This window comes from Pseudomonas sp. MH10, assembly GCF_034353045.1.
Taxonomy (GTDB): domain Bacteria; phylum Pseudomonadota; class Gammaproteobacteria; order Pseudomonadales; family Pseudomonadaceae; genus Aquipseudomonas.
Map to the genome: position 1 here is coordinate 4059373 of NZ_CP133783.1, position 23698 is coordinate 4083070.

The 23698-nt window shown below is 57.5% G+C and carries 22 protein-coding genes; 11 read left to right on the forward strand and 11 right to left on the reverse strand.

Annotated features, from left to right (window positions below; translation table 11 throughout):
• Window positions 1-25: 25 nt before the first annotated feature.
• Together RHM59_RS18095 and RHM59_RS18100 are read right to left on the reverse strand one after the other, a co-directional pair.
• Window positions 26-343 (reverse strand): cell division protein ZapA, encoded by a 318-nt coding sequence (locus tag RHM59_RS18095; RefSeq protein ID WP_322166579.1) that lies wholly within the window; start codon window positions 341-343, stop codon window positions 26-28.
• The gene (locus RHM59_RS18100) at window positions 340-549 is read right to left on the reverse strand and encodes a TIGR02449 family protein (protein WP_322166578.1); all 210 of its coding nucleotides are present in this window, start codon (window positions 547-549) and stop codon (window positions 340-342) included. The genes RHM59_RS18095 and RHM59_RS18100 overlap by 4 nt, the downstream gene beginning before the upstream one ends.
• A gap of 182 nt (window positions 550-731) precedes the next feature.
• Here RHM59_RS18100 and RHM59_RS18105 point away from each other — a divergent pair, with 182 nt between their 5' ends.
• The 8 genes from RHM59_RS18105 (at window position 732) to gcvH (ending at window position 9847) form a co-directional block, all read left to right on the forward strand.
• Complete coding sequence (locus RHM59_RS18105) at window positions 732-1286, forward strand: YecA family protein (protein WP_322166577.1); 555 nt, start codon at window positions 732-734, stop codon at window positions 1284-1286.
• Window positions 1287-1368: 82 nt separating this feature from the next.
• Complete coding sequence (gene pepP / locus RHM59_RS18110) at window positions 1369-2703, forward strand: Xaa-Pro aminopeptidase (protein ID WP_322166576.1); 1335 nt, start codon at window positions 1369-1371, stop codon at window positions 2701-2703.
• Window positions 2700-3887, forward strand: a complete 1188-nt coding sequence (ubiH, locus tag RHM59_RS18115; RefSeq protein WP_322166575.1) for a 2-octaprenyl-6-methoxyphenyl hydroxylase — start codon at window positions 2700-2702, stop codon at window positions 3885-3887. The genes pepP and ubiH overlap by 4 nt, the downstream gene beginning before the upstream one ends.
• A 52-nt stretch (window positions 3888-3939) precedes the next feature.
• Entirely contained in the window at window positions 3940-5160 is a 1221-nt protein-coding gene (locus RHM59_RS18120; RefSeq protein ID WP_322166574.1) for a 2-octaprenyl-3-methyl-6-methoxy-1,4-benzoquinol hydroxylase, read from the forward strand.
• A gap of 221 nt (window positions 5161-5381) precedes the next feature.
• Complete coding sequence (locus RHM59_RS18125) at window positions 5382-6383, forward strand: extracellular solute-binding protein (protein ID WP_322166573.1); 1002 nt, start codon at window positions 5382-5384, stop codon at window positions 6381-6383.
• Window positions 6384-6564: 181 nt separating this feature from the next.
• Window positions 6565-8181, forward strand: a complete 1617-nt coding sequence (locus tag RHM59_RS18130; protein WP_322285148.1) for an iron ABC transporter permease — start codon at window positions 6565-6567, stop codon at window positions 8179-8181.
• A gap of 154 nt (window positions 8182-8335) precedes the next feature.
• The gene (gene gcvT / locus RHM59_RS18135; RefSeq protein WP_322166571.1) at window positions 8336-9418 is read left to right on the forward strand and encodes a glycine cleavage system aminomethyltransferase GcvT; all 1083 of its coding nucleotides are present in this window, start codon (window positions 8336-8338) and stop codon (window positions 9416-9418) included.
• A gap of 45 nt (window positions 9419-9463) precedes the next feature.
• Window positions 9464-9847: a glycine cleavage system protein GcvH gene (gene gcvH, locus RHM59_RS18140; protein ID WP_322166570.1), complete on the forward strand. Its 384-nt coding sequence runs from the start codon at window positions 9464-9466 to the stop codon at window positions 9845-9847.
• A gap of 75 nt (window positions 9848-9922) precedes the next feature.
• Here gcvH and RHM59_RS18145 read toward each other — a convergent pair whose 3' ends face one another.
• The 5 genes from RHM59_RS18145 to RHM59_RS18165 form a co-directional block, all read right to left on the reverse strand.
• The gene (locus RHM59_RS18145; RefSeq protein ID WP_322166569.1) at window positions 9923-10243 is read right to left on the reverse strand and encodes a DUF2388 domain-containing protein; all 321 of its coding nucleotides are present in this window, start codon (window positions 10241-10243) and stop codon (window positions 9923-9925) included.
• Window positions 10244-10314: 71 nt separating this feature from the next.
• On the reverse strand, window positions 10315-10764 hold the full coding sequence (locus RHM59_RS18150; RefSeq protein ID WP_322285149.1) for an NfeD family protein: 450 nt from the start codon (window positions 10762-10764) through the stop codon (window positions 10315-10317).
• A 9-nt stretch (window positions 10765-10773) separates the two neighbouring features.
• Window positions 10774-11694 (reverse strand): SPFH domain-containing protein, encoded by a 921-nt coding sequence (locus RHM59_RS18155; protein WP_322166567.1) that lies wholly within the window; start codon window positions 11692-11694, stop codon window positions 10774-10776.
• Between the two features lie 136 nt (window positions 11695-11830).
• A complete protein-coding gene (locus RHM59_RS18160) occupies window positions 11831-13615 on the reverse strand; it encodes a GspE/PulE family protein (protein WP_322285150.1) in 1785 nt (594 codons plus the stop codon).
• A gap of 116 nt (window positions 13616-13731) precedes the next feature.
• The gene (locus tag RHM59_RS18165; RefSeq protein ID WP_322166565.1) at window positions 13732-14079 is read right to left on the reverse strand and encodes a hypothetical protein; all 348 of its coding nucleotides are present in this window, start codon (window positions 14077-14079) and stop codon (window positions 13732-13734) included.
• Window positions 14080-14208: 129 nt separating this feature from the next.
• Between RHM59_RS18165 and RHM59_RS18170 the strand changes: the two genes are divergently transcribed.
• Window positions 14209-14679: an Lrp/AsnC family transcriptional regulator gene (locus RHM59_RS18170; RefSeq protein ID WP_322285151.1), complete on the forward strand. Its 471-nt coding sequence runs from the start codon at window positions 14209-14211 to the stop codon at window positions 14677-14679.
• Window positions 14680-14976: 297 nt separating this feature from the next.
• Here the strand turns inward: RHM59_RS18170 and RHM59_RS18175 are convergent, their stop codons facing one another.
• Window positions 14977-16344, reverse strand: coding sequence for an inorganic triphosphatase (locus RHM59_RS18175; protein ID WP_322285152.1), 1368 nt, complete (start codon window positions 16342-16344; stop codon window positions 14977-14979).
• Window positions 16345-16505: 161 nt separating this feature from the next.
• Here RHM59_RS18175 and argE point away from each other — a divergent pair, with 161 nt between their 5' ends.
• Both argE and argA read left to right on the forward strand, forming a co-directional pair.
• Window positions 16506-17663 (forward strand): acetylornithine deacetylase, encoded by a 1158-nt coding sequence (argE, locus tag RHM59_RS18180; protein WP_322184592.1) that lies wholly within the window; start codon window positions 16506-16508, stop codon window positions 17661-17663.
• 131 nt (window positions 17664-17794) lie between these two features.
• Window positions 17795-19093: an amino-acid N-acetyltransferase gene (gene argA / locus RHM59_RS18185; RefSeq protein WP_322166562.1), complete on the forward strand. Its 1299-nt coding sequence runs from the start codon at window positions 17795-17797 to the stop codon at window positions 19091-19093.
• A gap of 93 nt (window positions 19094-19186) precedes the next feature.
• On the opposite strand, the gene gshA is transcribed toward argA, so the two are convergent.
• From gshA to RHM59_RS18200, 3 genes are all read right to left on the reverse strand, one after another.
• Complete coding sequence (gene gshA / locus RHM59_RS18190) at window positions 19187-20773, reverse strand: glutamate--cysteine ligase (RefSeq protein ID WP_322184593.1); 1587 nt, start codon at window positions 20771-20773, stop codon at window positions 19187-19189.
• Between the two features lie 200 nt (window positions 20774-20973).
• Window positions 20974-21357: a PaaI family thioesterase gene (locus RHM59_RS18195; RefSeq protein WP_322166560.1), complete on the reverse strand. Its 384-nt coding sequence runs from the start codon at window positions 21355-21357 to the stop codon at window positions 20974-20976.
• Window positions 21357-23681 carry a Tex family protein gene (locus RHM59_RS18200; protein ID WP_322166558.1) on the reverse strand — a complete coding sequence of 775 codons (2325 nt, stop codon included), beginning with the start codon at window positions 23679-23681 and terminating at the stop codon, window positions 21357-21359. Before RHM59_RS18200 ends, RHM59_RS18195 begins: the two co-directional genes overlap by 1 nt.
• Window positions 23682-23698 lie beyond the last annotated feature (17 nt).

Here is a 23698-nt window from a genome sequence, read left to right on the forward strand (position 1 = left end):
GTATACCCGAAACCTTTCCGAAGAATCACTTTTGGGTGGGTTCCGGATCAGTGGCCAGCACTAGATCAACCCTTTCCAGCAGATCGCGCACTTGCTCGCGGGTCGACCCACTGGTCTGAACGTCAGGTAAATCCTGCTTATGCAGCAAGTCGTGGGTGATGTTCAGCGCAGCCATTACGGCGATCCGATCAGCCCCGATGACTTTGCCACTGCTGCGGATTTCACGCATCTTTCCATCCAGGTACTTCGCCGCACTGACCAAGTTGGTGCGCTCTTCCTGGGGGCAGATGATCGAGTATTCCTTGTCGAGAATCTGGACGGTTACGCTGTTATTTGAGCTCATGTGTCTTGCTCCAGGGCCTTGAGGCGCGAAATCATGGATTCCACCTTATGGCGGGCGATTTCGTTTTTTTCAATGAGATGAGCGCGTTCCTCGCGCCAGGATTTTTCCTGAGCTACTAAGAGTCCGTTTTGGCTTTTTAGTTGCTCGACACGCTTGATCAGCAGTTCCAGCCGAGCCATCAACGCTTGTAGATCGGTATCTTCCATTGTGTCCCACTGAATACTTTCTGATGAATGGCGCAGATGCAGACGCCTTGATAGTCGTTCAAAAGGGCTTGCCGGACAGTCTTGGCGTGTCCGCTGGTGCAATTGCTGGAAATAAATGAGCGCACGCCCTACGATACAAGGCCTCCATTCTAGACATTGCGCCGCTTGGCGCCTAGTTACCCATGCCCATTCAGAATTCTCCGTACAAAGCTTTCGCCGCCCTGCTTAATGCCGGTGGCCATCCCGTTTCTCCCGCTGAGCTGCATGGCCTTTTGCTGGGCCGCAGTTGTGCCGGCGCAGGTTTCGACATCGACGGCTGGATGGTCGATGCTAGCGAAGTCCTCGGCGCTGCACCGGAAGACAATATCCGCCAGGCGCTGATTGGCCTGCAAGAGATGGTCAAAGGCGAACTGACCAGTGATGACATGACCGTCGTGCTGTTGTTGCCGACTGACGATGCACCCTTGGGCGAGCGTGCCATCGCCCTCGGCCAATGGTGCCAGGGCTTTTTAGCCGGTTTCGGCCTTACTGCCCGCGACAATGCAATCAGCGCTGAAGCCATGGAAGTGCTTCAAGATCTTTCGGCTATCGCTCAGGTCCAGGATGCGCTGGAAGAGTCCGAAGATGGCGAAGGAGACTACATGGAAGTGATGGAATACCTGCGTGTCGCGCCATTGCTTCTGTTCACCGAATGCAACAAGCCCGCTGCACCTGAACCAAAGCCTTCCTTGCACTGATCGCTCAATATTGGTGCTGGCCACTGTCGGCCTGTAGTCAGGCCTGCCGCGCACAGCACCCAAAAGGGGACTTCACCTGCTTATGACCCATATCCCGAAGTCGGATTACGCCCGGCGCCGCAAAGCCCTGATGGCGCAAATGGTCCCCAACAGCATCGCTATTTTGCCGGCTGCTGCGGTGGCTATTCGCAACCGCGATGTCGAGCATGTCTATCGCCAGGACAGCGACTTCCAGTACCTCAGCGGTTTTCCAGAGCCGCAAGCGGTCATCGTGCTGATACCCGGTCGTGAGTACGGCGAGTACGTGTTGTTCTGTCGCGAACGCAACCCGCAGCGTGAGCTGTGGGACGGTTTGCGCGCCGGACAAGAAGGCGCGATACGGGATTTCGGCGCCGATGATGCGTTTCCGATCAATGATATCGACGACATTCTTCCCGGCCTGATCGAAGGTCGTGATCGGGTCTACTCGGCCATGGGCAGCAACCCCGAGTTTGATCGCCATGTGATGGACTGGATCAACGTCATCCGCTCTAAAGCCAACATGGGCGCGCAGCCGCCGAACGAATTCGTTGCGCTGGATCATCTGCTGCATGACATGCGCCTGTATAAATCAGCCGCTGAAATTAAGGTCATGCGCAGCGCGGCCGAAATTTCCGCGCGCGCCCATGTTCGAGCCATGCAAGCCAGCCGTGCCGGTTTGCACGAGTTCAGCCTCGAAGCTGAGCTGGATTACGAGTTTCGCAAAGGCGGGGCGAAGATGCCGGCCTACGGTTCCATCGTCGCTTCAGGCCGCAATGCCTGCATCCTGCATTACCAGCAGAACGACGCGGTGCTCAAGGACGGTGACCTGGTGTTGATTGACGCGGGCTGTGAAATCGACTGCTACGCCAGTGACATCACCCGCACGTTTCCGGTCAGCGGCAGGTTTTCGCCCGAGCAAAAAGCGATCTACGAGTTGGTGCTCAAAGCCCAGGAAGCCGCGTTTGCAGCCATTGGGCCGAACAAACATTGGAACCAGGCGCACGAAGCTACGGTTCTAGTGATTACCACCGGCTTGGTCGAGTTGGGCTTGTTGCAGGGCGAGGTTGATGAGTTGATCATCAGCGAAGCCTATAAAGCGTTTTACATGCACCGTGCCGGTCATTGGCTCGGCATGGACGTACATGATGTTGGCGATTACAAAGTCGGCGGCGAATGGCGCGTTTTGGAAGTCGGCATGACGCTGACCGTGGAGCCGGGGATTTATATTGCCCCGGACAATCAGGGCGTCGCGAAGAAATGGCGAGGGATCGGTGTGCGGATCGAGGATGACGTGGTGGTGACCAAACAAGGCTGTGAAGTGCTTTCCAGTGGCGTGCCCAAGACGGTCGCGGCTATCGAGGCCTTGATGGCCGCTGCACGTGCCGAGGCCGCATGAGCCGGGTCAATATTGCAATCGTCGGCGGCGGTCTGGTCGGTGCAAGCTTGGCGTTGGCGCTGCAGGCCGGAGCAAAGGCCCGGGGCTGGAAGATCGTTCTGATCGAGCCCTTCGCCCCCGGTGACTCCTATCAGCCGAGCTACGACGCACGTTCGTCGGCGTTGTCTTTCGGTGCGCGAAAAATTTACGAGCGTTTAGGCCTTTGGCAGCACATCAGCCGCCGCGCTGAGCCGATCCTGCAAATCCTGGTGTCTGACCGTGGGCGCTTCGGCGCAGCTCGATTGTCGGCAATGGAAGAGGGCGTGCCGGCATTGGGTTACGTGGTGGAAAACGCCTGGTTGGGTCAATGCCTGTGGCAGGGCCTGGACAGCGACGTGATCAGTTGGCGCTGTCCGGCCGAGGTCAAGCGCATGCAACCCTTGGGCGATGGCTATCGACTTACCCTCGATGACGAAACCGAAGTGGAATGCGACCTGGCGATACTCGCCGATGGCGGCCGTTCGGGGCTGCGCGAGCAATTGGGGATCGGCGTCACTGAGCGGCCCTACAACCAGAGCGCGCTGATCGCCAACATCACGCCGAGTGAAGCCCATTGCGGGCAAGCATTCGAGCGCTTCACCGATGACGGCCCGATGGCGTTGTTGCCGTTGCCGGAGAACCGTTGCGCCTTGGTCTGGACCCGTACGGGGATGGACGCCGAGCGTCTGGCCGCACTGGATGAGCGCAGTTTTCTCAGTGAACTACAAAACGTGTTCGGCTATCGCTTGGGTGCGTTGCAGCAGGTAGGCGCACGGCATTTGTATCCGCTAAAGCTGGTTGAGGCGCAAGAGCAAGTCCGCCCGCATCTCGCGGTGTTGGGTAATGCCGCTCACAGCCTGCATCCGATTGCCGGGCAGGGCTTCAATTTGTCGTTGCGCGACGCCAATGCATTGGCCGAAGCGCTGCTGGCGAGCAAAAAACTGCCGGGTGATTTCGCCACGTTGCAGGCTTATCGTGAGTGCCAGCGGCTGGACCAGCTGTTGACCGTGGGCTTTTCCGATCAAGTCACGCGGCTGTTCGGCAGCGCTCAACCTATGGTGGGCGCGGGGCGCAACCTGGGCCTGCTGGGATTGGACCTGTTGCCACCCGCAAAAAGTTGGTTTGCCCGTCAAGCCATGGGGCTGGGAACTCGCCCCGATGTTTGATGCCCGAATTTCTACACCACGGCTCACGCGATTCGCGGGGATGATTTAAAGCATGGAAACACGCGCAGATCTGCTGATTGTCGGAGCTGGAATGGTCGGTAGCGCCCTGGCGCTGGCGTTGCAGGACAGCGGCCTGAATATTGTGCTGCTCGATGGCAGCCCGATGAGCGTCACGCCGTTCGATTCACAGTCGGCTTTTGAACCTCGGGTCAGTGCGTTGTCTGCTGCCAGTCAGCGCATTCTCGAACGCCTGAGTGTCTGGCAGGGCATGGTTGCGCGGCGCGTTAGCCCGTATGGCGAAATGCAGGTGTGGGACGGCAGCGGCACTGGACAAATCCATTTCTCGGCAGCCAGCGTGCACGCGGAGGTGCTCGGTCATATCGTCGAAAATCGCGTGGTTCAAGACGCGCTGCTGGAGCGACTGCACGACAGCGATATTGGCCTTCTGGCCAACGCGCGGTTGGAACAGATGCGTCGTTCCGGAGACGATTGGCTGCTGACACTGGCTGACGGGCGTACCTTGCGCGCGCCGTTGGTGATCGCGGCAGATGGAGCCAATTCCGCGGTACGTCGCCTGACAGGCTGCGCCACCCGTGAGTGGGATTATTTGCATCACGCCATTGTCACCAGCGTGCGCACGGCTGACACGCACCAGCAGACCGCCTGGCAGCGCTTCACCGATGAAGGGCCGCTGGCATTTCTGCCGTTGGAGCGCGAGGGCGAACATTGGTGCTCGATCGTTTGGTCCGTCACCCCGGCCGAAGCCGAACGCTTGATGGCGCTAAGCGATGAAGCGTTCTGTCGCTCGCTGGAAAAAGCGTTCGAAGGTCGTCTCGGTGAGGTGTTGAGTGCTGACCCACGGCTTTGCGTGCCGCTGCGCCAGCGGCATGCCAAACGCTACGTGGCTGAAGGCTTGGCGCTGATCGGCGATGCGGCGCACGTCATTCACCCGCTGGCCGGGCAGGGCGTCAATCTGGGCTTTCTTGATGCCGCCGTGTTGGCCGAAGTCCTGTTACATGCTGCCAGTCGGGGCGAGCGCTTGGCCGACGTGCGCGTTCTCAGCCGTTACGAGCGCCGACGCATGCCGCATAACCTGGCGCTGATGGCCGCAATGGAAGGGTTGGAGCGCTTGTTCCAGGCCGATCCACTGCCCCTGCGCTGGCTGCGCAACACCGGCCTGAAATGCGTTGATCGATTGCCAGAAGCCAAAGCCTTGTTTGTGCGTCAAGCACTGGGTTTGTCGGGTGATTTACCGGTATTAGCGCAGGTTTAATTGGGGACCACTGTGGGACCGAATTCATTCGGGAAAAATGCGGCACGGGCTATCAGGCATAGGGCGTGATGGCATTCGCGAATAAATTCGCTCCCACAAAGAAAACGTTGGATTCAATGATCTTGCGCAACATCCCGTAACGCCTCTGTTGTGAGTTTGGTTGAGATCGCAAATGGGATTCCCTACCCTTTCGCCTCAATTTTCCACACGAGGCCACGCCCATGCCAGTAAGCAAGCGTCTACTGACGGCCCTGATCCTAACTGTGCTCGCCAACACCGCCCAGGCCGCTGATGAGGTGGTGGTGTACTCATCGCGCATTGATGATCTGATCAAGCCGGTATTTGACGCGTACACCGCCGAAACCGGGGTCAAGATCAAATTCATCACCGACAAGGAAGCGCCGCTGATGCAGCGAATCAAGGCCGAAGGCGAAAACGCCACGGCTGATCTGCTGCTAACCGTCGATGCCGGTAACCTTTGGCAAGCCGAGCAAATGGGCATTCTTCAGCCGTTCACCTCGCCCGTAATCAACGCCAACATTCCCAAGCAATACCGATCTTCGACTCATAGCTGGACCGGCCTGAGCTTGCGCGCGCGCACCATCGCCTACTCGACAGACCGGGTCAAACCCGAGGAGTTATCCACCTACGAAGCGTTGGCGGATAAAACCTGGGAAGGGCGGTTGTGTTTGCGCACGGCAAAGAAGGTTTACAACCAATCACTCACAGCGACTTTGATCGAAACCCACGGTGCCGAGCAAACCGAACAAATCCTCAAGGGCTGGGTTAACAACCTATCGACGGACGTGTTTTCAGACGACATCGCGGTGCTGGAGGCAATAAACGCCGGGCAGTGCGACGTCGGCATCGTCAACACTTACTATTACGGTCGCTTGCACCAACAAAACCCGAAACTGGCAGTGAAGCTGTTCTGGCCGAATCAGGCCGACCGTGGTGTTCACGTCAATTTGTCCGGGGTGGGGCTGACAAAGTACGCGCCGCATCCAGGCGCCGCCAAGGCGTTGGTGGTGTGGATGACAGAACCTGCCGCGCAGAAAATCTTTGCCGACATCAATCAAGAGTTCCCCGCCAATCCTGCCGTGGCACCCTCGGCAGAAGTTGCCAGTTGGGGCGCGTTCAAGGCTGACACCCTACCGGTGGAAGTGGCCGGAAAACGCCAGGCCGAGGCCATTCGCATGATGGATCGGGTGGGTTGGAATTGAGGCCAAATCTGTCATTTTTGCGGTGACTAATTCGCAGGCAAGCCTGCTCCCACAGATTTTGTAGCCATCCACTCTTTGTGTTACCGGCGCATACACTTGTGGAGCGGGCTTGCCTGCGAGGGCCGAGGACCATTCAGCATCCGTTTCACATTTCGCCCGTACCCTTAAGATAGAGAACCTCGTGGCCCATCCCGCCCAACGCCGTTGGTACCCGCTGGTCTTCGTCATTGCCGCGTTGGTGCTGTTACCACTGAGCGTGTTGCTATTGTCGTGGCAAACCATCGACCAGCAGATCTGGGCGCACCTCTGGGAGACCCAACTACCGCGCTTACTCGGCAACACGCTGAAACTGGTTGTGGGCGTAGGGCTTGGGGTCACGGTGCTTGGCGTCAGCCTCGCGTGGTTGACCAGCCTCTGCGAATTTCCCGGTCGTCGCTGGCTCGATTGGGCGTTGATGTTGCCGTTTGCAATTCCGGCTTACGTGCTGGCGTTTGTTTTCGTCGGGCTGCTCGATTTTGCCGGACCCGTGCAAACCTTGCTGCGTGAAGTGTTCGGCAACAGCCTGCGCTTACCCCGCGTGCGCTCAACGGGTGGGGTGATCTTCGTAATGGTGCTGGTGTTTTATCCCTACGTGTACCTGTTGGCGCGCACGGCGTTCCTCGCCCAAGGTAAAGGCTTGATGGAAGCCGCGCGGATTCTGGGTCAATCGCCGTGGCAAGCCTTTTGGCGCGTGGGGCTTCCGATGGCGCGTCCGGCAATTGGGGCGGGCGTAGCGCTGGCATTGATGGAAACGCTGGCCGACTTTGGCGCAGTGGCTGTGTTTAACTTCGACACCTTCACCACCGCCATCTACAAAACCTGGTACGGCTTCTTCAGCCTGCCCACCGCGGCACAGTTAGCGAGCTTGTTGCTGCTGGTGGTCATGCTGATTGTGTATGGCGAACGCCGTGCCCAAGGCGCCATTCGACCAAGCAATGAGCGCCCTCGAGTCAGCGCGCTGTATCACTTACGCGGTGTGAAAGCGCTGGCTGCCAGCGCCTGGTGCGGCTTGGTGTTCACCTGTGCGTTCGCCGTTCCGCTATTGCAGTTGATTGTTTGGTGCTGGCAGCGCGGCCGGTTCGACCTGGATGAGCGTTACGTCGGCCTGATCCTGCATACGTTGTACTTGGGGGGCATGGCGGCGCTGGTCATTGTCAGCGTCGCGATGATCCTTGCCTTCGCCCGGCGCCTGTCGCCTACTCCAGCCGTTCGTTTAGCCGTGAGTGTGGCCAATACCGGTTATGCGTTGCCGGGATCGGTGTTGGCCGTGTCGATCATGTTGGCTTTTAGCTACCTGGATCGTGCGTGGGTCATTCCGTTGTCGACAGCGTTGGGTGGTGCCGGCAAGCCAATGTTGATAGGCAGTCTGGCTGCGCTTCTGCTGGCCTATCTGGTGCGCTTCATTGCGGTGGCATATGGGCCGCTCGAAGGCAGTCTGGCGCGTATTCGACCCTCCCTGCCCGAGGCCGGGCGAAGTCTGGGCGTCAGCGGGCCGAGACTTTTTTTCAGGATCTATCTGCCGTTGTTGTTGCCCGGCGCACTCAGCGCAGGGTTGTTGGTATTCGTCGATACACTCAAAGAGATGCCAGCAACGTTGCTTATGCGTCCATTTGGATGGGATACCTTGGCGGTAAGGATTTTCGAAATGACCAGCGAGGGCGAGTGGGCCCGGGCCGCGATGCCGGCATTAACACTGGTGATAGTGGGGCTTGTGCCAGTCATCGGGTTGATCAGACGTTCGGCCCGTCAGATCGGCTAGGTGCGGGTCTATCACCATGCGGCTACAATGCGCCGCAATCGGAGCGGTCTGTCAGACCAAACGGGTCGTTGAAACCTGGCGCAAGCCATATTTATAGGGCTTTGCCCGGGGTCACGCCTCTCCGCATCTTCGCCACGCCCGGAAGGAGAAACCCATGGGACAGCGTACGCCGCTCTTTGACATGCACCTCGCCCTCGGTGCCAAAATGGTCGATTTTGGCGGTTGGGACATGCCATTGCATTACGGTTCACAGGTCGAGGAGCATCACCAGGTGCGCCGCGATTGTGGGGTGTTTGACGTCTCCCACATGACGGTAATCGATATCACCGGAAGCCAGGCCAAGGCCTGGCTTCAACAGTTGCTGGCCAATGACGTTGGCCGCCTGCTGCTGCCAGGCCGTGCGCTTTACAGCGCGATGCTCAACCGCGACGGAGGGGTAATCGACGACATGATCGTCTACCTCACCGACACTGGTTACCGTCTGGTCGTCAATGCCGCTACGGGCGCAAAAGATCTGGCCTGGATGCGTGCGCATCTGTCTGACGTCGACGTGCAACTGATCGAGCGCGATGATTTAGCGATGCTGGCCATCCAAGGTCCTCACGCTCGACACAAGATTGCCGAACTGGTGACCGGTGAGCGTGGGGCATTGATCCAACAACTGCGGCCTTTCGAAGGGTGCAGCGAGGGCGACTGGTTCATCGCTCGAACCGGTTACACCGGCGAAGACGGGCTTGAAATCATTCTTCCGGTTGACCAAGCGTGCGGGTTTTTTAATGATTTGGTCGGCGCAGGCATTTCCCCCATCGGCTTGGGCGCACGCGACACGTTGCGTCTTGAGGCCGGCATGAACCTGTATGGCCAAGACATAGATGAACAGGTCTCGCCTCTGGCGGCCAACATGGCATGGACTGTTGCTTGGGAGCCCGCTGATCGCGACTTCATCGGCCGCAGCGCTCTGGAAACTGAGCGGGCCATTGGCGTGAAATCCAAGCTGGTCGGCCTAGTGCTGGAGGAGCGCGGCGTTTTGCGGGCGCATCAGGTTGTTCGAATCACAAAAATTGGCGAAGGTGAGATCACCAGTGGTAGTTTCTCGCCTACGCTAAGCAAGTCGATTGCATTGGCCCGTGTGCCGATGGCAACCGCCGACCGGGCTGAAGTCGAGATCCGCGGCAAGTGGTATCCGGTTCGCGTGGTGCAACCTAATTTCGTTCGTCATGGCAAAGCCTTGATTTAACTTCTCTGGCGGTTTTTCCGCTGACCTGATGTAGAGGATGACTATATGAGCAATATCCCCGCTGACCTGCGTTTCGCCGAGAGTCATGAATGGGCGCGCGTTGAAGCTGATGGCACCGTGACCGTTGGTATTTCTGACCATGCGCAAGAAGCGTTGGGCGATGTGGTATTCGTAGAGCTGCCAGAAATTGGCAAAGTCTTCACGGCAGGCGACGCTGCTGGTGTGGTCGAGTCCGTCAAGGCCGCATCCGACATCTACTCGCCGCTGTCTGGCGAAGTGGTCGAAGTTAACGAGAGCTTGGGCGGCGAGCCGGAGCTGTTGAATTCCGCTCCTTACACGTCGTGGATTTTCAAGCTCAAGCCAAGTAACACGGCCGAGCTGGATAAGCTGCTGGATTCGGCTGCGTATAAAAGCGCTATCGGCGAATAACGATTTCCAGATGCCAAGAAAAAGCCTCGACTCGTCGAGGCTTTTTCTTGGGCGCAGCTAGGTGGCTGTATGGGGTTATTGCTCTGCGACCAAATTTTTTGCCAGGATCGCGTTGGCCAATTCCATGTCCGTCGCTTTCAAGCCAGGATTATCTGTACGTACCTGTTGCATCGCCGCTTCCAAAAACGGACCTCGAATACCGCCATCGCTGGCGACAAAACTGTCGGCATCGTCTTGGGCCGCTACGATCAATTTGCGGTCGTGTCTGAACGTGAGGTACGTGGAGCCGGTTGTAGCGCCTGACGAGATCACATCGTGCCAAAAGCCGTCGGCCATCGCCGACCCGACCGGGAGTGAGAGCAGAGCTAACGTGGCTACAGCAAACTTGAGACGCATGATGGGTAACTCCGACGTGGTTGTTCTGAAGTGTTGGATAGCCCAAGCCACGTTGGAGTTCCATAACCGCCTCAGGAAGCTGCTTCTACTTTTAAAACAGCCCCGTCTTGACTGACCACTCGCACTTGGGTGCCTACCGGCAAGTCAGGGCCGACCACCATCCACACCCCATCGTTTACCTTGATTTTGCCGCGACCACCGACGATTGCACTTTGAACGACAAAGGTGCGCCCTATCAATTCCTGACCGCGCATGTTCAACCCTGGTTGATCCGACACCCTGACCGCGCTGCGTTGCCGTTGCCACCAATACACCGCAGTCAGTACCGAGAGCACGGCAAACAACACAAATTGCAGCGTCCATGGCATCGCCGGAATCAGAAAACCAAGAACGCCCACGCCTGCTGCCGCGACGCCAATCCACAGCAAGTAGCCGCCGGCGCCAAAGACTTCAAGAATCAACAAGACAGTGCCTAGCCCCAGCCAATCCCAATACGATAGGTGTTGCAGGTAGTCCCACATGGTCACGCCTTAAACTTTTTTGCTTTCAAAGGTGGCTTTGACAATCTCGCCAATACCGCCCACCGCACCAATTACTTGGCTGGCTTCAAGCGGCATCAAGATCACTTTGCTGTTGTTGGCCGACGCCAGTTTACCCAGTGCATCAATGTACTTCTGCGCGACAAAATAGTTGATCGCTTGAACGTTGCCTGACGCAATGGCTTCGGACACCACTTGGGTCGCCCGCGCTTCTGCTTCTGCTTGACGCTCACGGGCTTCCGATTCAAGGAAGGCCGCTTGACGACCGCCTTCAGCTTCAAGGATTTGTGCCTGCTTCTTGCCTTCGGCAGTCAAAATGGCCGACGCCCGAAGCCCTTCCGCTTCGAGAATCTGCGCGCGCTTGATCCGCTCGGCTTTCATCTGGCCAGACATTGCAGCCATCAGGTCCGCTGGTGGGCTAATGTCTTTGATTTCGATGCGGGTGATCTTGATGCCCCATGGCGCGGTGGCTTCATCCACTGTGCGCAGGAGTTTTTCGTTGATGCCGTCGCGCTGGCTGAGCATGGCGTCGAGCTCCATCGAGCCCAGCACGGTGCGGATATTGGTTTGCAGCAGATTACGAATCGCGTGCTCGAGGTTGTTTACCTCATACGCGGCCTGCGCGGTATTGACCACTTGGAAGAAACACACCGCATCGATCTGCACCGTGGCGTTGTCAGCGGTGATGACTTCCTGTGGAGGGATATCGAGCACGCTTTCCATGACGTTGATCTTGCGGCCAATACGGTCCATCACCGGCACAATAATATTGAGGCCCGGCTTCAGCGTATTGGTGTAACGCCCGAAGCGCTCAACCGTCCATTGATAGCCCTGCGGTACAACCTTGAAGCCCATGAACACGATGGCGATGGCCAACGCGACGAAAAGCAAAAGCACACTACCGATTTGCATAACGGTTCCCTGTTTTGATGGTTGATGATCATTTAGGCAGAAATACAGGTTCAGAGGCGATTTAACTCAGCATAGATCTGCCACAAAATGTGGCAAAACCTTACCTTGGATACCTACCGGTGCGGGTGCCGCTGAATTATTTTTGCTCGCTCTGGGGGGTCACGCGTAACACCTCTTCCAGTGTGGTCAGGCCTGATGAAACCTTCTGCGCACCCGACAGGCGCAGGCTGCGCATGCCTTCCTTGAACGCCTGGCGGCGCATGGCAGTAAGGTCAAGATCAGCGGTAATCAGCGCTTTGACGTTATCGGACATCAGCATGATTTCGTAGACCCCGGCTCGACCGCGATAGCCCGTGTCGCGGCACTCCGCGCAACCCACGGCGCGATGGGCCCCGGTGGGTACGGGGGCTTGCCACGGTCGAGTGAGGGTTTGCCAATCGCTTTCTTCCAGTTCAATCGGTGCTTTGCAATGCGGGCACAAGGTGCGCACCAAGCGTTGGGCCATGACGCCAAGGATGGTCGCCTTGAGCAAATAATGCGGCACCCCTAGCTCAAGCAGACGGCTGATGGCGCTCGGTGCATCGTTGGTGTGCAGGGTCGACAGCACCAAGTGACCGGTAAGCGCTGCCTGGATTGCCATTTCGGCGGTTTCGAGATCACGAATTTCGCCGATCATGATGATGTCCGGGTCCTGACGCATCAGGGCGCGAACGCCGCTGGCGAAGGTCAGGTCGATGTTGTACTGAACCTGCATCTGGTTGAAGGCAGGCTCGACCATCTCGATGGGGTCTTCGATGGTGCAGAGATTGACCTCTGAAGTTGCCAGCTTTTTCAACGTGGTATATAGCGTCGTCGTTTTGCCCGAGCCGGTGGGTCCGGTGACCAGAATAATGCCGTTGGGTTGTTGCGTCATGTCCTGCCAGCGGCGCAGGTCATCGCTGGAAAAACCCAACTGATCGAAGTTTTTCAGCAGCACTTCCGGGTCGAAAATCCGCATCACCATCTTTTCGCCAAAAGCCGTAGGCAGGGTCGACAACCGCAGTTCGACTTCGCCACCGTCCGGCGTGGTGGTCTTGACCCGGCCATCCTGCGGCTTACGTTTCTCGGCAACGTTCATCCGGCCCAGGCTCTTCAGGCGGCTGACGATGGCCATGGTCACCTGTGCCGGGAATTGATACACATTGTGCAACACGCCATCGATGCGGAAACGCACGGTGCCCTGCTCGCGACGCGGCTCGATGTGGATATCACTGGCGCGCTGCTGAAAAGCGTACTGGAACAACCAATCGACGATATTGACGATGTGTGCGTCATTGGCATCGGGCTCCTGATCGCTGGCGCCAAGCTTGAGCAACTGTTCGAAGTTGCCCATGTTGCTCAAACGTTGATCGGTGGCGTTGGCGCCGCTGACGGATTTCGCCAGCCGGAAAAACTCCACGGTTAGGCGCTGGATGTCCACCGGATTGGCGATGACGCGCTTGATGGGCAGCTTCAAGACGTGGGCCAGGTCCGCTTCCCAGGCACTGACGTAGGGCTGGGCGCTGGCGATGGTCACGGCATCGCGATCCACGGCCACGGCGAGAATCTTGTGCCGCTGAGCAAAGGCGTACGACATCAATGGCGTGACAGCCGCTACATTGATTTTCAGTGGGTCGATCCGCATGTACGGTTGCCCGGATTGCTGGGCGAGCCAAGCAGTCAGGGTTTCCAGATCAAGCTTTTTACCGGGGCGTTGCAAGTTATCGAATTGCTGGGCCGCGAGAAACTCCAGCGGATGCAGTTGAAGATTCATGGCAGTGCGTCGCAGTTTCACGGCGTCTTCTGCGCAATTCTGGTCGGTAAAACCTTGAGCAACCAAGTCGCGCAGCAGATAGTTTAGATCCAGCGGACGGTCTTGGGTCACTGAGGCGAGGACAGACATTCGGGCTCCTTGGGACAGTTCTGCTCTGACCGATTAACGGCTAGACAAGAGTAGTCCGCGGCGAGGCGCCTGCGATACCTGAACCGAGTGCAAAGGTTACGAAAGTTTGCCCTGAATCAACCAGCGGTCAGGGCTACACGCGCCGATACGCCGGTTTGACTCCCGGCGGGTTCTAATTCCACCGAGCAAACGTTAATCAAACTGCGCATTTTCTCGCCAATGACTTGAGCCCGATGCCACGTCAAACCGTCCAGCTGGAGTTCTATCATCAGCATGTGGTCTTGCTGCAGAACGCTGACTTGTTGCGGAATCAGGTATTGCATGGCGAACAAATTGAGCACTCGACACAGCAGGTCGGGTTCAGCCTCGGCAAGAATTTGATAGCGCGCACGAACGTGAGCGTTATGAGTTGCCCAGACATCAGGGCGTGACGGGGTCTGCGTGATGGATTCAACGTTGGACATGCTCATGCACTCCCGTTTAGGTTGAGAGAAATTTTTGCATGTAGGAAAAGAAATTTCTTTTCTATGATCGATCGAAATAGCTTTTAATCGAATGATTAATGCGAGCAATCGATAAATAGAGAATTAATTATGCAAAGTGAGTTGGATCTTTATGATCGGAAGATTCTGGCCTTGCTGCAGGAGGATGCTTCGCTCTCCAGTGCGCAAATCGCGGAGCAGGTGGGTTTATCGCAATCACCTTGCTGGCGGCGTATTCAAAGGCTGAAAGACGAAGGTGTAATCCGACGCCAAGTAACCCTCTTGGATCGCAAAAAAATTGGCCTGAATACGCAGATTTTCGCCGAAGTGAAACTCAACGCCCACGGCCGCTCCAACTTCACGGAGTTCACCGAAGCGATTCGCGGCTTTCCAGAGGTGTTGGAGTGTTACGTGTTGATGGGTTCAGTGGACTTTCTATTGAGAATAGTCACGCCGGACATCGAAGTCTACGAGCGTTTCTTTTTCGAAAAGCTGTCGCTCGTGCCGGGGATACAAGAGGTTAACTCGACCGTGGCCCTGTCAGAGATCAAGTCAACCACCAGCTTACCGATTTTGCGTTGATGCGCTGTTGATGTCGCCGCATAACCCATTGAATTAATGATATTTAAACGGTAGGTGACCAGGTTCAACTTTTCTGTGGGAGTTGGCTTGCCAACGAAAGCATCAATGCAGGCAACCTTAATTGCTGGTCGACATCAGCAGCGCGATTACCGCCCCCTTCGCAGGCAAGCCTGCTCCCACAGTATCTGCGGCTGCTTGATATCAACCGGGTCAATGAAATCCAAGAGTCGTACCAGCTTCGCTCCTACAGTTGTCCGGTGTTTGCGGCGCGACAGTGCGGCATCGCCTACTTGAATGTTAAAGGCGCAACAGCGTTTTCCATGCGCGGCTTTGGAATACCACTACGGTCTGTTGCACCCGAGCATCCAGCACTTCATCGCTGATCGGCTGATGGGCCAATAGCTCAAGCTTATTCAGTTCGCCATAAAGACGGTCCAATTCAGGCAAGTCCAGCGCGCCACGGGCCAAGTGCAGCCAGGCTTGGATGCGTTCGATGCGTGGCAGTTGCTCCGCCAAGTCTTCTGGCTGCTGTTGATAGCGGCCTAATTGCAGCGAAGTCGCTTCTTCCGCCAGAAGGTGTGGTGCCCAGTTGGCCAACTGCGCAGCGCCCTGGCGATTACCACGAGTGTTGCGGTCAGCGGTCCAGCTGCGGGCCAGCAACCAGCGCGAAGTGTTCAATGAGAACAAGCCCCAGCGGGTGTCTTGCAGCTCTTCAACAAATTGCTCGTGTGCGGCGTTACGCACATCTGGATCGTCCTGACCGGCTTGAACCAGTGGGCGCCAATCTTCCAGCAGCGCATCCAATGCAACGCGCATTTCATGCGTCGAGGTCCGGGGCGCGGCTTGACCGAGGCTCCCGGTCAATGCGCGCAATTCAGACAGCAACGCCACCCAGTCCTGCAACAACCGCCAGTGACCGTTGAAACGATATTGCTCCGCCAGACGCTGGCTGCTGCCGAGCAAGTGCCAAGCCAGCGCGGAGTAGGCGTCGTCCAGTGGCATTTCTGCGCTCAGTTCCGGCGCAGGCAAGCTCAGCGAATAACTGTCGGCATCGAACAGCCGATAACCGCGCTCGGCTTTGCTGATATCGCACGGCATCAGCGCCAGTGTGGCAGCCAATTCAGCGGCCAGCTCCAGCAGCGCGGCAGGTTCGCCTTCACGCAGTTCGAGTTCCAGTTCGCAGATTTCTTCCTGCTGCTTGCCCGCCACAACTTTGCCGAAGTCCAGTGCGGCTTCGATCACCACTTTAGCCTTGCCACGACCCCACGCGATTTCTGCGCGCTCGCGAATGAAGTCGGTGGTGAACAGTGGCTTGATAGTCTTCTTGTCCAGCTCGGCCAACTCTTGCGGCCAGCATTCGCCGTCGAGTTTCTTCAGGTCGAGCTTGGCTTTGGGAATGTCCCAGTTGTATTCATTGCGCTCAGACAGACCGGCAATGCTCTGGCCGCGCGTTTTCATGGTCTGAATAATTGCGTCGCCATCTTTGCGAATGCGCAAAGCCACTTTGGCGTTGGCCAGATCACGTTCTGCGGTGTCGAAATATTGGTTGAACAGCTCAAGCCGTTCCCAACCACTTTTGTTGCGTTTTTTCAGTAGTGGATGCTCGCGCAATGCAGCGAGGGTTTCGCGGCTGACGCGGAGTTTGATTTCAGTTTCTTTCTGCATGGCCGAAAATCCAAGCTAATCGCTAATAGCGGGAGTGCAGCCTTCAATTACGCGGCTGCCAAGGCCGAGCAGTGTACAGGACATGAGTAGTCACGGTTTATTAGTGGGGCGCGATAGCCCTATGATGGACAGAATGTCGCACCGCTTTTAGGAGACCCTGTATGCCCTTACCGACCATGAAAGAACAATTTGCCGCCCTGATCGCTACGCCTTCGGTGAGTTGCACCCAGCCCGCACTGGATCAGTCCAACCGCGCTGTGATCGATCTTCTGGCGACTTGGTTGGGCGACTTGGGGTTTGCCTGCGACATTCAGCAAGTTAGCCCCGGCAAGTTTAATTTGCTGGCGAGTTTCGGCAGTGGACCGGGTGGCCTGGTGTTGGCCGGGCACACTGACACCGTGCCGTTTGACGAGGCGTTGTGGAAAACCGATCCGCTGAAGCTCACCGAAGTCGATGGCCGTTGGGTGGGGCTGGGCAGTTGTGACATGAAAGGGTTTTTCGCACTGGTCATCGAAGCGATTCAGCCACTGCTGGATAAACCGTTCAAACAACCGTTGCTGGTTCTAGCCACTTGCGACGAAGAAAGCTCCATGGCGGGAGCGCGCGCATTGGCTGAGGCCGGTCGTCCGCTGGGCCGTGCGGCGGTGATTGGTGAGCCAACCGGGTTGAAGCCAATTCGTCTGCACAAAGGCGTGATGATGGAGCGTATTAATATTGTCGGGCGCAGCGGTCACTCCTCGGACCCAAGCCTGGGCCATAGCGCACTGGAGGCGATGTACGACGCCATCACCGAGTTGAAAGGCTTACGCCAACAATGGCAGCTCGACTATCGCAACCCGCAATTCAGCGTTCCGAGCCCGACCCTGAACTTCGGTTGCATCCACGGGGGCGACAACCCTAACCGCATTTGTGGTCAATGCTCTTTGGAATTCGACCTGCGGCCCTTGCCCGGCATGGACCCCCGCGTGCTGCGCGCCGCCATCCTGCAGAAGCTGCAACCGCTGGCCGAGCGGCATCAGGTACAGATCGACTACGCGCCGCTGTTTCCGGAAGCGCCGCCGTTCGAGCAAGACGCAGATGCGGAATTGGTGCGCGTGGCGGAGCGTTTAACCGGCCATAAGGCTGAAGCAGTAGCGTTTGGCACCGAAGCGCCTTATCTTCAGCGCCTTGGTTGCGAGACGCTGGTGCTAGGCCCAGGAGACATCGCCTGCGCTCACCAACCTGGTGAGCACTTAGAAATGTCACGCCTGGAGCCTACAGTGCTGTTACTGCGCCAGTTGGTTGAATACTATTGCCTCAATTCGGTGGCCACTCTGTGAGGCTGGCTACCGCCCAAAGACCAATAACGACAAGGAGAGTGCGCGTGTTGCCATGCCTGTTCCGACGATAACCACCACAAGGCAGTGTGTGTTCTTACGCTTTCGTCCAATTTTTACAGGCGCTTCACGTTATGCACGACTACGTTAACTGGCTTCGCCACGCTTCGCCGTACATCAATGCCCACCGCGATTGCACCTTTGTCGTCATGCTCCCCGGCGATGGGGTCGCGCACCCGAACTTCGGCAATATCGTTCATGACCTGGTGCTGTTGCACAGTTTGGGCGTGCGATTGGTACTGGTTCACGGATCGCGCCCGCAAATCGAAAGTCGCCTTGCGGCGCGCGGTCTGACGCCGCATTTTCATCGTGACTTACGCATTACCAATGCCGCGACGCTGGAGTGTGTCATCGACGCGGTTGGCCATCTGCGTATTGCCATTGAAGCCCGCCTGTCCATGGACCTGGCGGCGTCCCCGATGCAGGGCTCTCGACTGCGGGTGACCAGCGGGAATTTTGTCACCGCAAGGCCCTTTGGCGTGGTTGAAGGCGTGGATTACCACCACACTGGTGAAGTGCGCCGGGTGGACCGTAAAGGTATCAACCGCTTGCTCGACGAGCGCTCCATTGTGTTGCTGTCGCCGCTGGGCTATTCGCCAACGGGCGAGATTTTTAACATTGCCTGTGAAGACGTGGCCACTCGGGCGGCGATTGATCTGGGGGCTGACAAACTGCTGCTGTTCGGTGCCGAGCGCGGGCTGTTGGATGAGCAGGGCCGCTTGGTGCGAGAACTACGTCCGCAGCAGGTTCCCGCGCACATGCAGCGTTTGGGCAGCAACTATCAGGCTGAATTGTTGGAGGCGGCGGCTGAAGCCTGTCGCGGCGGGGTTGGCCGTAGCCATATCGTCAGTTATGTCGAAGACGGTGCGCTGCTGACGGAGCTGTTCACCCGTGACGGTGGCGGTACGTTGGTTGCGCAAGAGCAATTCGAGCAGGTGCGCGAGGCAGCGATTGAAGACGTCGGTGGTTTGCTCGACTTGATAAGTCCGCTGGAAGAGCAGGGGATTTTGGTCCGCCGTTCGCGGGAAGTGCTGGAACGCGAGATTGAGCAATTCAGCGTGGTTGAACGCGAAGGGTTAATCATTGCCTGTGCCGCGCTGTATCAGATCGCGGACTCAGACGCGGGCGAGCTGGCCTGTTTGGCGGTCAACCCAGAGTATCGCCATGGCGGTCGCGGCGATGTGCTGTTGGAGCGGATTGAATCACGTGCACGGGAGCAAGGTCTCAAAACCCTGTTTGTACTCACCACCCGCACAGCGCATTGGTTTCGAGAGCGCGGATTTGAGCCCAGCAGCGTTGATCGACTGCCCAGCGCCAGGGCATCGCTCTACAACTATCAGCGTAATTCGAAGATCTTCGAGAAGGCGTTGTAGTTATTGATCGTCGGTGAGGATGGAATCGCGCGGTTTACCTGATAAACCGCGCCGTTTGCGTCCCCATTAAACTCGGTCTCACACCCTCTTTGATCAGTTACTAATAGCCAAAATGCTCGCCTGATACGAACCGACGAAGGTATCGAAATCGACGGTTTCTTCGGTTTTTTCCAGTTCTGCCTGTGCGGCAATGGACGTGCGGGCCAACGTTTCGAAGTGGGCCTGATCTTCGGCGCTCAATGGTTCACTACGGAAGTACTCCGCGTGCGCCTGGCTTTGGCGGAACGAAAATGCCGTAAAGCCTTCCGAATGGCTGGTCATGCTCGCCAATACTTGGGCCGAAGGGGTCAGTGAAGCGTCATTGACCTTGGCTTGCTGGGCTGCAATTGATTGGGAGTGCTCTTCGCCGCCATGGCTTTGATCGAGCAGTTGCGCCAGTGGAGCAATTTTTTCCAACAACTCGCTTGCCCAGGCTTTCAGCTCGATGGTGCTGTCATTGCGGCGCAGTTCCAGACCCGGGCGACGACCGTCCTTGACCACCGTCAGGAAGTTCGACTCCGCATTGGTACATTCGTTAGCAGCCAACTGCGGGCTGTCTTGCAGTGCGCAATACAGCACAAACGCATCGATGAAGCGTGCTTGCTGCAAGTCGATACCCATCGGCAGGAACGGGTTGATGTCCAAGCAGCGGACCTCAACGTATTGCACGCCACGGGCCATCAGCGCCTGAATCGGCCGTTCGCCCGAATAGGTCACGCGTTTCGGACGGATGTTCGAGTAATACTCGTTTTCGATCTGCAGGATGTTGGTGTTGAGCTGGATCCACTCACCGTCCTTGCGGGTGCCGATCTCGACATACGGTGGATACGGCGTTGCCACCGCTTTACGCAGGCTGTTGATGTAGCTGCTCAAGTCGTTGTAGCACGGCGTCAGACCCGCTTGGGCGTTGCTCTGGTAACCCAGATCGCTCATGCGCAGGCTGGTGGCGTACGGCAAGAACAGCGTGTCAGGGTCCCATTGCTCCAACTGATGCGAATGACCACGCAAAAAGCCTGCGTCCAAGGCCGGCGAAGCGCCGAACAGGTACATCAGTAGCCAGCTGTAGCGGCGGAAGTTACGGATCAGGGCGATATAGGATGACGATTGGAAGTCGCGATCGCTGCCGACAAAGTCTTCGGCTTGCCGAAGCACGGGCCAGAGTTTTTCCGGCAGCGAAAAGTTGTAGTGAATGCCGGCGATACACTGCATGGCCTTGCCATATCGCAAGGCCAGGCCTTTGCGATAGACGTACTTGAGCTGACCGATGTTCGACGTGCCGTAGTAGGCAATCGGAATATCTTCTTCGGCCGGCAATGGGCACGGCATTGAAGGGCTCCACAGGTACTCGGCGCCGAGCTTGCTGTAAGCATAGCGATGGATCTTGTCCAAGCTGTCCAGCGTGTCAGCCGGGTCCGACAGTGCCGGAGTAATGAATTCCAGCAATGACTCGGAATAGTCCGTGGTGATTTGCTCGTTGGTCAGCGCGGCACCCAATGTTTCAGGGTGCGGGGTCTGCGCCAGTCGTGCCTGGTCCGTTACGCGTAGGCATTCACGCTCAATACCGTGCAGGCACTGCTCCAGTAAGGAGAGGTGAGTAGGCTCGCTAAGCAGAGCCAGGCGGCGGTTGAGAAGTTCGCTCAAGTTAGATTCCTTCACGCGTCAGTCGCCCCAATATGGGGGTGGAGATGACCGTCTACAAGGGTGAAGAGAAGAACTGGCGTCGTCGCCTAGTTATGGTTTGGACCGCCGAAGCCCTGTTGCACGATTTGGCCGCACAGCAGGCTGAAAATTCCGACTCTGTTTACGCAGTGTCGAAATTAACTCAAATCCACGCCCGAGAGCTAGATGACGGCGAACGTACCTTGTGCTTTAGCGATCAGTTTGTCGCCCTGGACCACTTCCGCTTCGACCACCAGCGTGCGTCTGCCGGCGTGCAGCACCTTGGCGATGCACAGCACCTCGCCTTCGGAAACCGAGCGCACATAGTTGATCTTGCATTCGATGGTGACGCTTTGCTGATCGAAACCGTGGGAACTGGAACACGCCAGTCCCATGGTGATATCGACCAGGCTGAAGATTGCTCCGCCGTGCATTACGTTGCCGCGATTGCGCAGGTGAGGTTCCAGCGGCAGCGCGACGTGCGCAATGCCGTCGTCCAGGCGAACCAGTCGACAGCCGAGCGTATTGAAAAATGCGCTTTGGGTAAGACCTTCCGGGATCTCCATCAACGCTTCTTCAACTGCTTGGCGTTGGCGAACAAAGACGCCATGGCGTGATTGACCGGGGCCACTGCGGCCGGGGCTTCTTTGCGCGATGTGCTCTGTTGTGAGCGTGCCGCTGAGCCTGGACGTGCGCCGCGTGCGCCATCAATTTTCTCGCCGGGGGTATCACCCATGCGCATCGACAGCCCGACGCGTTTGCGCGGGATATCAATTTCCATGACTTTGACCTTCACCACATCGCCTGCTTTCACCGCTTCACGTGGGTCTTTGATGAACTTCTCCGATAACGCCGAGATGTGCACCAAACCGTCCTGATGGACCCCGATATCGACGAATGCGCCAAAGTTGGTCACGTTGGTGACCACGCCTTCGAGGATCATGCCCAGCTGCAAGTCTTTGAGTTCTTCGACGCCTTCCTGGAACTCAGCGGTCTTGAACTCGGGTCGCGGGTCACGGCCTGGTTTTTCCAGTTCTTGCAGAATGTCGGTCACGGTAGGCAGGCCGAAGGTTTCGTCGGTGTACTTTTTCGGATCCAGACGCTTGAGGAAGCTGGCGTCTCCAATCAGCGACCGGATATCGCGGTCAGTTTCGGCGGCAATTCGCTTCACTAACGGATACGCTTCCGGGTGAACAGCGGAGGAATCCAGTGGATTTTCGCCGTTCATCACACGCAGGAAGCCAGCAGCTTGTTCGTAGGTCTTTTCGCCAAGCCGGCTGACTTTCTTCAGCGCGGCGCGGGTCTTGAACGCCCCGTTTTCATCGCGGTGGGCGACAATATTTTGTGCCAGCGTAAAGTTGAGGCCAGAAATACGCGCTAGCAAGGCCACCGACGCGGTGTTCACATCAACACCAACGGCATTCACGCAGTCCTCAACCACGGCATCCAGACCACGGGCAAGTTTCAGTTGCGACACATCGTGCTGGTACTGGCCGACACCGATGGATTTCGGATCAATTTTCACCAGTTCAGCCAACGGGTCTTGCAAGCGCCGGGCAATCGACACGGCGCCACGGATGGTCACGTCCAAGTCCGGGAATTCCTTGGCAGCCAGTTCTGAGGCTGAATACACCGAAGCGCCGGCTTCTGAGACCATCACTTTGGTCATTTTCAGGCCTGGGTATTTTTTGATCAGTTCGGCGGCCAGTTTGTCGGTTTCCCGGCTGGCGGTGCCGTTGCCAATGGCGATCAAATCCACGGCATGTTTGGCACACAGTGCGGCCAACACGGCAATGGTTTGATCCCACTGATTCTTGGGCACATGGGGATAAACCGTGGCGTAATCCAGTAACTTACCAGTGGCATCGACCACCGCCACCTTGCAGCCGGTGCGCAGGCCAGGGTCAAGGCCCAACGTGGCGCGAGGGCCGGCGGGTGCGGCCAGCAGCAAGTCATGCAAGTTGTGCGCGAACACGTTGATGGCTTCGGTTTCCGCGCCTTCGCGCAACTCACCCAGCAAATCGGTTTCCAGGTGGGTGTAGAGCTTGACCTTCCAGGTCCAGCGCACCACTTCGGCCAGCCATTTATCAGCAGGACGATTCTGGTTTTGCAGGCCGAAGCGTTCGCTGATCATCATTTCGCAGGGGTGCATGGCGCCCGGCAGTTCATCGCCGACCTTCAGCGAGGCGCTGAGAAAGCCTTCGTTACGCCCGCGAAAAATAGCCAAGGCACGGTGCGATGGCATGCTTTTCAGGGGTTCGTCGTGTTCGAAGTAATCGCGGAATTTCGCGCCTTCTTCTTCTTTGCCAGCCACCACGCGGGCGCTGATCACCGATTCCTGCTTGAGGAAGCTACGCAATTTGTCGAGCAAGTTGGCGTCTTCGGCAAAACGCTCCATCAGGATGTACTTGGCGCCTTCGAGCGCTGCTTTCACATCGGCGACGCCTTTTTCGGCGCTGACAAAGCGGGCGGCTTCGCCTTCAGGCGTCAGGCTTGGGTCGTTGAACAGGCCATCGGCCAATTCGCCGAGACCGGCCTCCAGGGCGATTTGTCCCTTGGTGCGGCGTTTTTGCTTGTAGGGTAAATACAAATCTTCGAGGCGGGTTTTGGTGTCAGCAAGTTTGATATCGCGCGCCAGCTCCGGGGTCAGCTTGCCTTGTTCTTCAATGCTGGCGAGGATGCTGATGCGTCGCTCGTCAAGTTCACGCAGGTAGCGTAGGCGCTCTTCCAGATGACGTAATTGAGTGTCATCGAGGCTGCCGGTCACTTCTTTGCGGTAGCGAGAGATGAAGGGCACCGTTGAGCCTTCATCGAGCAGAGCGACGGCCGCTGCGACCTGCTGTGGGCGTACGCCGAGTTCCTCGGCGATGCGGCTGTTGATGCTGTCCATAAAACCACCTGGCAAAT

Bases quoted from the DNA above. Each gene is read 5' to 3' on its own strand.
- RHM59_RS18095 (WP_322166579.1), bottom strand. From the start codon at position 343: ATGAGCTCAAATAACAGCGTAACCGTCCAGATTCTCGACAAGGAATAC.
- RHM59_RS18100 (WP_322166578.1), bottom strand. From the start codon at position 549: ATGGAAGATACCGATCTACAAGCGTTGATGGCTCGGCTGGAACTGCTG.
- RHM59_RS18105 (WP_322166577.1), top strand. From the start codon at position 732: ATGCCCATTCAGAATTCTCCGTACAAAGCTTTCGCCGCCCTGCTTAAT.
- pepP (WP_322166576.1), top strand. From the start codon at position 1,369: ATGACCCATATCCCGAAGTCGGATTACGCCCGGCGCCGCAAAGCCCTG.
- ubiH (WP_322166575.1), top strand. From the start codon at position 2,700: ATGAGCCGGGTCAATATTGCAATCGTCGGCGGCGGTCTGGTCGGTGCA.
- RHM59_RS18120 (WP_322166574.1), top strand. From the start codon at position 3,940: ATGGAAACACGCGCAGATCTGCTGATTGTCGGAGCTGGAATGGTCGGT.
- RHM59_RS18125 (WP_322166573.1), top strand. From the start codon at position 5,382: ATGCCAGTAAGCAAGCGTCTACTGACGGCCCTGATCCTAACTGTGCTC.
- gcvT (WP_322166571.1), top strand. From the start codon at position 8,336: ATGGGACAGCGTACGCCGCTCTTTGACATGCACCTCGCCCTCGGTGCC.
- gcvH (WP_322166570.1), top strand. From the start codon at position 9,464: ATGAGCAATATCCCCGCTGACCTGCGTTTCGCCGAGAGTCATGAATGG.
- RHM59_RS18145 (WP_322166569.1), bottom strand. From the start codon at position 10,243: ATGCGTCTCAAGTTTGCTGTAGCCACGTTAGCTCTGCTCTCACTCCCG.
- RHM59_RS18150 (WP_322285149.1), bottom strand. From the start codon at position 10,764: ATGTGGGACTACCTGCAACACCTATCGTATTGGGATTGGCTGGGGCTA.
- RHM59_RS18155 (WP_322166567.1), bottom strand. From the start codon at position 11,694: ATGCAAATCGGTAGTGTGCTTTTGCTTTTCGTCGCGTTGGCCATCGCC.
- RHM59_RS18160 (WP_322285150.1), bottom strand. From the start codon at position 13,615: ATGTCTGTCCTCGCCTCAGTGACCCAAGACCGTCCGCTGGATCTAAAC.
- RHM59_RS18165 (WP_322166565.1), bottom strand. From the start codon at position 14,079: ATGTCCAACGTTGAATCCATCACGCAGACCCCGTCACGCCCTGATGTC.
- RHM59_RS18170 (WP_322285151.1), top strand. From the start codon at position 14,209: ATGCAAAGTGAGTTGGATCTTTATGATCGGAAGATTCTGGCCTTGCTG.
- RHM59_RS18175 (WP_322285152.1), bottom strand. From the start codon at position 16,344: ATGCAGAAAGAAACTGAAATCAAACTCCGCGTCAGCCGCGAAACCCTC.
- argE (WP_322184592.1), top strand. From the start codon at position 16,506: ATGCCCTTACCGACCATGAAAGAACAATTTGCCGCCCTGATCGCTACG.
- argA (WP_322166562.1), top strand. From the start codon at position 17,795: ATGCACGACTACGTTAACTGGCTTCGCCACGCTTCGCCGTACATCAAT.
- RHM59_RS18195 (WP_322166560.1), bottom strand. From the start codon at position 21,357: ATGGAGATCCCGGAAGGTCTTACCCAAAGCGCATTTTTCAATACGCTC.
- RHM59_RS18200 (WP_322166558.1), bottom strand. From the start codon at position 23,681: ATGGACAGCATCAACAGCCGCATCGCCGAGGAACTCGGCGTACGCCCA.